Origin of the sequence: Streptomyces sp. MS06, assembly GCF_047200655.1 — a bacterium.
Classification (GTDB): domain Bacteria; phylum Actinomycetota; class Actinomycetes; order Streptomycetales; family Streptomycetaceae; genus Streptomyces.
Window position 1 is genome coordinate 1 of sequence record NZ_JBJZOJ010000116.1, and the last position, 7,273, is coordinate 7,273.

The following is a 7,273-nucleotide window of genomic DNA, read 5'->3' on the forward strand; positions in this document are numbered from 1 at the left end:
CCCCCCCCCCCCCCCCCCCCCCCCCCCCCCCCCCCCCCCCCCCCCCCCCCCCCCCCCGCCACCGGCTCCCGCACCGGGCTGCCGCCACCGCCCGCTTCAGGCAGCAACGACAGCCCGGCGCGGGAGCATGGCCGTTCTGGGGTTGGCCTGGACGACGTCGAAGGAGCGGGTCGTGATGCCCACCCTGCCGAACAGGCTGTCCGGGCCGCACACATGGATCCGCCCGACACCGAGCCGGTCCCGCAGCGTCGCCACGACGTCCGGCCAGCGCACCGGCAGCACATAGCCGTCGAGCAGCATCCCGCGCACCTGCTCGCCGGTGGTGAGCAGCGCGCCGTCCTGGTCGGCGACGACGGGCAGGACCGGGTCGGCGAACCGGAGCCCGCTGAGCACCTCCTCGTCGACGCGGTCCCGCAGGGCGCCGAAGGCACGGCAGTGCATCGGCGGCCGCATGGTGTACAGGGGCATGCCGCCCAGGGAGCGCAGCCTCTTCTCCATCCACTCAGCGCTGTCGCCGTCGAGGGACACCATGTAGAAGTCCTCGTCGATGTGGCAGGAGATGTCGTACCACTCGCCGCGCGCATCCAGTTCGGCCAGCACTTCGTCGAGCTTCTCGCGCGGGGTCCGGGTGAAGGAGAGCGTCACCGCGTCCCGGTACTCCCGGGAGAACCAGTCGTTCTCGCAACGTGCCATCTGCGCGGTCATCCGTACGGCGTCGGCGAAGCTCAGCACGCCGGAGAAGACCGCGGCGGCCTTGCTGCCGAAGCTGGGACCGGCGACGGCGTCGGGGCGTATGCCGTACTCGTCCGCGCCCCAGTGGGCCAGCGCGACGCAGTTGACGAAGAAGGCGACCTGGGCGTACTCGGTGTAGTCGCCGTCGGATTCGCGGTAGCGCTCGAACAGCGGGTAGCCGAGCACTTCGTCGGCGGTCTTCAGCAGGCGCCGCGCATGCGGGTTGATCAGCATGAACTTCGCCACGTCGGGGAAACGGGTGGGCGCCATGCCGGGGAAGACTAGTGCGCTGCCGGTCTGGCCCTGGGGCTGCGTTGTCATCTGTCCTGCTTCTCTCCTCGTAGACGGCCGGGCGGTGGGCGCGGGCCGGCGGATCACGGGACGAGCTTGGTGAAGGTCTCTTCCAGACGGGTCATCACGTTCCGCACGTGCGGCAGGCTCAGCGGGTCGGCCGCGGCGAGGGACTCCTCCTGCTCCGCGGCCGTCTCGCCGTAGAGCATGCTGGTGGCGGCCTTGAACCGCAGGGCCCCTTCGACGTCGCCGAGGTGATGGCCGGCCAGGACGACCACGCCGTACTCGTCCAGCAGGTGCTGGTGCAGGGACATCGAGTCGGTGACGCCGAGTGCGGCGAGTTCGCCGCGCAGCGGCTCGAAGTCGGGGTAGACGTAGAAGGCGCCGGTCGGCGGGCGGCACAGGGCGCCGTTCGCGACGAGGACGCGGTGCACCTCGCGGGCCACCACGCCGTGCAGCCGGGCGGTCGCGGCCAGCCGCTCCCGGATCTCGGGCGGCTCGGCGAACGCGTAGGCGGCGACCTCCTGCATGGGGCCGGCCAGCGTCGACCAGACCTCGCTCGCGGCGGAGACGACGCCGTCGCGGATACGGCGGCCCCAGGCCCCGTCGGGGAAGCGGGCCGCACCGATGCGCCAGCCGCCCAGGGCGAGGCTCTTGCTCAGCCCCGTGGTGACGACGGTGCGCCGCGGTGCCACCTCGGCCGGGCTCAGCACCGGCGTCGCGGGGTCGTGGACGACGTCCCGGTAGATCTCGTCCGAGACGATGAGCAGGTCCTCCTCCTCCGCGATGGCGCAGATCTCCCGCACCAGGGACGGCGGAGCGAGGGTGCCCGTCGGATTGTCGGGCAGGGTGAGCACGACGATCCGGGGGTCGTGGCCGAGGACGCGGGCGGCCTGCACGGCCTCCCGCAGCGCGGCCGGCTCGGGAACGCCGCCGCACACGTCGGGTATCGGCACGCCGATGGCCTGCTTGCCCATGTACCGGGCCTGGGGGGCGTAGGTGTTCCAGCAGGGCCGCGGCAGCAGCACGTCGCCGGGGACGGTCATGTGCAGGGCCATCAGCAGCGGCTTGCTGCCGGGCGCCACGACGACCTGATCGGCCTCGGTGGGCATGCGCCGGCGGGAGAAGTATCCGGCCACCGCCTCACGGACTTCCCTGCCGCCGGCGACGGGACCGTAGGCGTTGCGCCGGGCTCCCGCCGCCAGCCGGTCGAGCAGGGGGGCGAACGCGGGCAGCCGCGCCTCGCCGAAGCCGAGGTGCACGAGGGACTCCCCCGCGGCGTTGCGCTCGGCCACGAGCTGGTTGAGCGCGAGGTTGGGCGATACGTTCCGGCCGGACATGGCCGTCTCCTTTCGGATCGCGCCGCCGTCAGGCCGCGCGGGCGCTCTTGACCGCGGCCGCGAGGTCGGACGGGGTCCCGGGGTCCAGTTCGAGGGCGTCGATCCAGGCGGCGTCGGGCGAGTAGCGGGCGCGGAAGGACCGGCCGACCAGCCGGGGGTCGCGCGCCTGGAGCATGCGCAGCTGGAACTGCCGGCCCTGCGGGGTGTCGGCCACACCGTCCACGGCCACCTTGCCGGGGGTCGCGGACATCACCGGACCGCGCACGGTGCGGGCCAGCCCCGGCAGGGCGCGGTAGGCGTCCTGGAAGATCGTCACCGCGTCGGCCAGGGAGACCTTGAAGTAGTCGTGGGGGCCCGTGTCGCGTTCGACGAACATGTAGTAGGGGACGGCGCCGGCGGCCAGTTCGGCGCACCACAGCTCGTTCCACACCCGGGCGTCGTCGTTGACGTGGGCGATCAGCGGCGCCTGGCAGTACACGAGGGCACCGGAGGCGCGGATGCGGGCCACCGCCCGGCGGGCGAGGTCCGTCTCCAGCTCCCGCGGGTGGCTGAAGTGCGCCATCACGGCCAGGTTGCGACCGGAGTCCACGACCTTCTCGAACAGGGACAGCACGTCGTCCGCGTCCTGGTCGGTGACGAAGCGGTGCGGCCAGTAGGCGACCGACTTGGTGCCGATGCGGATGGTGCGCACGCTCTCGACGGCGAGCAGGGGTTCCAGGTGCGAACGGAGCCGATCCGTCGTCATCACCATCGGGTCCCCGCCGGTGACGAGGACGTCGCTGACCTCGGGGTGCTTGCACAGGTAGCCGATGAGCTGGTCCGGGCTGGAGGCGGCGAACCGCAGGTCGGCGTCGCCGACGAACTGGGCCCACCGGAAGCAGTACGTGCAGTAGCTGTGGCAGGTCTGGCCGTGCCCGGGGAAGTAGAGCACGGTCTCGCGGTACTTGTGCTGCATGCCCGGCAGGGCGAGCCCTTCGTCGCTGGGGACGTTGAGCTCGCGCTGGCCCGAGGGGTGCGGGTTGAGCCGCGCGCGGATCTCCGCGACGGTCGCCCTCAGCTCCGGCCGGGATCCGCTCTCCAGGGCCCGCGCCACCGCGCTCTCGTCCTCGGCCGCGAGCATGCCCCGCTGCGGGAAGACCAGCTGGAACATCGGGTCGTGAGGGATGTTGTCCCAGTCGATGAGCTGCGACAGCACGTACCCGTTCACCCGGAACGGCAGCACTTCGGACACCACGCGCACGGTCTCACGGACGTCCGCCGACAGGCCGTAACGCTTGACGATCTCGTCGATCTGGCGTGGCCCGTGGGCACGGAAACGCGCTGTCTCGAATGAGCTGAGAGTCAGCTGGGACATTCGATATTTCCTCCGGTCTCGTGCACCACGGACAATCTGACGGAATATCTGCACGGAGTTCGAACCGACGGAAATCTCATTCTCTCCGCGATTCGATCAGGGAAGACGCCCCAGGCATTCTCCGACTATGCGCTGGAGTTTCCCGGAGCTGACATCAACGGTAGATCATAAATTTCCTCCGGAACCCCTAGACCCCCCCCTGCCCTGCCCTTAACCTCGCTTTTCCGGAAGGGGCAGGGGTGAGTCAGGAGGCAGATCCGTCCAGCTCGGCCAGGTAAGCACGCAGCACTTCCATGAAGCGCTCCGGCGCCTCCAGATGAGGCATGTGGCTGGAGTCCGGGACGACCTCCCAGCGCACCCGGGGGATGTGTTCGACGAACGGGCTCTGGGTCACCGGCGTGGCCTCGTCGTGCTCTCCGGTGATCACCAGGGTGGGCACCCGTACGTCCGGGCAGTTCTCGACCACCGACCAGTTGCGCAGGGATCCGATGACGTGGAACTCGTTGGGGCCGTTCATGGTGTAGTACACCGTCGGGTCGTTGTAGACCTCCATGAACGAGGCCATGAAGTCCCGCGGCCAGGGCGTGACCCGGCACACGTGCCGCTCGTAGAACACCCGCATGGCCTGGAAGTACTCGTCGCTGTCGGTCGTACCGGCGGCCTCGTGACGAAGCAGCGTGTCGTTGACGCCGGGCGGCAGCAGGTCGCGCAGCACCTTCATCTCCTGCAGCCACAGCGGGTACGACGCCGGCGCGTTGGCGACCACCAGGCCGCGCAGTCCCGCCGGCTGCCGGGCGGCGTGCCGGACGGCGAGCATGCCGCCCCACGACTGGCCCAACAGCACGTAGTCGTCGGCGATGTCGAGGTGGTGCAGCAGGTTGTCGAGTTCGTCGAGGAAGAGGTCCACGGTCCAGAAGTCGGCTCCGCGGTCCGGCAGGTGGGTGGAGCCGCCGTTGCCGATCTGGTCGTAGTGCACGACCGGCCATCCGTCCTCGACCAGCGCGGTGAGGCTCAGCAGGTAGTCGTGGGTGCTGCCCGGACCACCGTGCACTGCCACGAGGGGCGGCCGGCCGGAACGAAGGTCGCCGGTGACGCGGAACCAGGTCCGGTGCTCGCCGAAGGGCGCGGTGCCCTTGGCGCTGGGTGCCACATGCATGTCTGCCACTTCCAGGGGTCGGGACGGGTGGGTCGAGGAACAGGAAAGGGGGGTGACACGGGAAGGGGGTGGGGCGAGCCTGCTGAGCGGGGCGGCCCGTCGGCTCGGGGCGGCCCGTCGGCTCGGGGCGGCCTGTCATGGGGACGCCTCCACCCCTACCCGAGCGGGGGCGGAGGCGTCCGGGGCCGGCGGGGTACCCCGCCCGGTCGCCCTCACCCCCTCCACGGCAACAGCCTGACCTGGCACTTCACGCCTTCTGCGGGTCAGGAGCGGTCGTCGGCGGCAAGTCCGTCGAGGGCCATGGTGATGAGGGACTCGGTGTCCATCCCGTCGATGGCCTCCGCGGTGTCCTCGCCATGCCCCTGAGCCTCCGGATCGGCGGCCGGGCCGCCCTGCTCGCCCCCGAGGTCGAGCAGAGCCTGCATCAGACCGGACTCGCGCAGCCTGCTGAGCGGAATCGCCTGCAGGACACGCCGCACCTGCTCCTCGACGGCGGAGTCCTCGTCCGTCACCGGGAACAGTTCCTCGTGCAGGCGCTCCGCGAGCACCCGGGCGTTGGGGAAGTCGAAGACCAGTGTGGCCGGCAGGCGCAGTCCGGTGGCCGCGTTGACCTGGTTGCGGAACTCCACCGCGGTCAGCGAGTCGAACCCGAGGTCCTTGAAGGCCCGGTCGGGCTCCACCTCCCTGCCGGTCTCGTGTCCGAGGACGATCGCGGCCTGCCCGCACACCACGTCCAGCAGGACGGCCGTACGCTCCTGGGGCGGCAGGGAGGCCAGCCGCGTCCGCAGCGCCGCCGGCGCGTCCGCCCGTGCCCCCGTACCGGCCGCGGCCGCCCGACGCACGACTCCGCGTACCAGACCGCGGTAGACCTGGGGCAGGTCCTCGCCCGCACGGGCGAGGACCGCGGTGTCCAGCGCAATCGGCACCAGCGCCGCGTTGCCGAGGCCCACGGCCGCGTCGAACAGGGCGAGCCCCTGCTCCGGGGTCAGGGCGCCGATACCGACGCGGCTCATGCGCCGGCGGTCGGCCTCCGCCAGTTCGCCGGCCATGCCGGAGTCGCTCTCCCACAGACCCCAGGCGAGGGACTGCGCTGCCAGACCGTGGGCCCGGCGGTGCTGGGCGAGGGCGTCCAGGAAGGCGTTCGCCGCCGCGTAGTTGCCCTGACCGGCGTTGCCGAGGGTGCCCGCGGCCGACGAGAACGTCACGAACGCCGAGAGGTCCATGCCGGCGGTCAGCTCGTGGAGGTTCAGTGCCGCATAGGCCTTGGGCCGCAGTACGGCTTCCATGCGCTCCGGCGTCAGGGAGGCCAGCGCGGCATCGTCGAGGACGCCCGCCAGGTGCACGACCGCCGACAGGCGGCGCCCCCGGAGCAGAGCCGCCACGGACGCGCGGTCGGCCATGTCGCAGGCGGCCACCTCGACCTCGGCGCCCAGGATCCGCAGTTCGTCCGCCAGTTCCGCGAGTTCGGGCGCGTCCGGGCCACGCCGGCTGGTCAGCAGCAGCTCCCGCACGCCGTACCGGGTCACCAGATGCCGGGAGAACAGCCGTCCGAGCATGCCGCCCGCGCCGGTGACCAGCACCGGGCCCTCCGCGTCGAAGCGGGTGGCCGGGGCGGGGTCCTCCTCTGCCTGCACCCGGACCAGGCGTGCCGCCCGGAGCGTCTCACCCCGCACGGCCACCTGGGGTTCCCCGGAGGCCGTGATCTCGGCCAGCAGCGTCGCGGGGACCGCCGCTCCGTCCGCCGCCGTCCCCGGGTCCAGGTCGACGAGCACGACCCTTCCGGGGTGGGCGAGTTGGGCGGATCGTGCCAGGCCCCACACGGCAGCGCCGGCCAGATCCGTGACCTCCTCGCCGTCGGCCGATACCGCGCCCCGGGTGACCACGGCCAGGGTCGCGGACGACGACGTGAACCGCTCGCCACCCGTCCACGCCTGGAGCACCTCGAGGACGTTCCGGGTAGTCTCACCGACCTCTTCCGCGCCCACGGCGACCGGTGTGTCGCACCGCAGCACCACGACGTCGGGCAGCTCGGGCAGCGTTCCGTCGTCCGCGACGTGGACCGCGTCCGCCCACTGCACGGCGCGGAGCGCGGTGGTGGCCGCCGGAGACGGAACGGGAACGGGCACCCAGTCGAGCCGGAAGAGCGAATCGTGGACAGCGGGCTGCCCACCACCCAACTGCTCGTCGGTGACGGGACGCGAGAGCAGCGACCGCACCTCGGCGACCGGCCGCCCGGCCGGATCGGTGAGAGTCAGCGACACCGCGTTCTCCCCCGCCGTCGACAGCCGCACCCGCACGGCCGAGGCACCGGTCGCGTACAGCTCCACACCGGACCAGGTGAAGGGCAGGAGCCTGCCGTCACCGGATCCCTCCGGCCCGTCGGCGCCCCGGGCCAGCAGG

5 protein-coding genes are annotated in these 7,273 nt (G+C 72.0%); all 5 read right to left on the minus strand.

Annotation, left to right across the window (positions count from 1 at the left end; genetic code table 11):
- Positions 1 to 96 precede the first annotated feature (96 nt).
- Positions 97 to 1,053, minus strand: a complete 957-nt coding sequence (locus ACL02U_RS32465) for an ACP S-malonyltransferase (protein ID WP_412794599.1) — start codon at positions 1,051 to 1,053, stop codon at positions 97 to 99.
- Between the two features lie 53 nt (positions 1,054 to 1,106).
- Positions 1,107 to 2,363 (minus strand): pyridoxal phosphate-dependent aminotransferase, encoded by a 1,257-nt coding sequence (locus tag ACL02U_RS32470; protein WP_412794600.1) that lies wholly within the window; start codon positions 2,361 to 2,363, stop codon positions 1,107 to 1,109.
- Between the two features lie 28 nt (positions 2,364 to 2,391).
- Positions 2,392 to 3,717: a KamA family radical SAM protein gene (locus ACL02U_RS32475; RefSeq protein ID WP_412794601.1), complete on the minus strand. Its 1,326-nt coding sequence runs from the start codon at positions 3,715 to 3,717 to the stop codon at positions 2,392 to 2,394.
- Positions 3,718 to 3,961: 244 nt separating this feature from the next.
- Positions 3,962 to 4,873, minus strand: coding sequence for a proline iminopeptidase-family hydrolase (locus ACL02U_RS32480; protein WP_412794602.1), 912 nt, complete (start codon positions 4,871 to 4,873; stop codon positions 3,962 to 3,964).
- A 263-nt stretch (positions 4,874 to 5,136) separates the two neighbouring features.
- The coding region (locus ACL02U_RS32485) for a type I polyketide synthase (RefSeq protein WP_412794603.1) at positions 5,137 to 7,273 on the minus strand (2,137 nt) is incomplete at its 5' end.